Here is a 542-nt window from a genome sequence, read left to right on the forward strand (position 1 = left end):
TAAATTCGCGTGTGATCGTGTTGGATGCTAAATCGAGGGTCAGAATATTTCTGTATAAATCGTGGAAGGATGGAGTTCCCACACTCACGATTTCAAAGATAGAATCTGCGATCCCTACCTCATCCATCCAAAGCAGATAATTCACTAAAAAACACCGAGAAACACCATGAGAAGCCGCAAAAGAACCGAGAATTGCACCGAGCGCAGTGCTCATTCTTACGTTAAATCGAACCAACCTACCACGATCCCTTTGATACATTGTCTTGCCCGGTTTCGGATTTAAACGATGCATCGCGATGATATGTTTTCCGAACCTCCTCAAAAGTCTTCGAATCTTTTCCGGTAATTGTTTACGTCCTTCAGGGCTCAACGGCACCCAATATTCTTCCGGAATCAAAAACGTTTCGACGCTCGAAACTCCATCAATTGTAAGTCTTGTTTTCACCTTTTGATTTTCAGAAAGAATGATTGCTCCCATGCGTGACGCTCCTCCGTTTTTTCTAAAACTTCAACCCATACGGTTCCGAGTGACGTCACCTCGG

The 542-nt window shown here is 43.9% G+C and carries 1 protein-coding gene; it reads right to left on the bottom strand.

Going from position 1 to position 542, the window contains the following annotated elements; all coding sequences use genetic code 11:
- Nucleotides 1–478, bottom strand: a 478-nt coding sequence (locus CH367_RS20690) for a DUF1564 domain-containing protein (protein ID WP_100764398.1), incomplete at its 3' end; no start/stop codon positions are given.
- Nucleotides 479–542: the final 64 nt, after the last annotated feature.

Origin of the sequence: Leptospira barantonii, from assembly GCF_002811925.1 — a bacterium.
In the GTDB taxonomy this organism is placed as follows: Bacteria; Spirochaetota; Leptospiria; order Leptospirales; family Leptospiraceae; genus Leptospira; species Leptospira barantonii.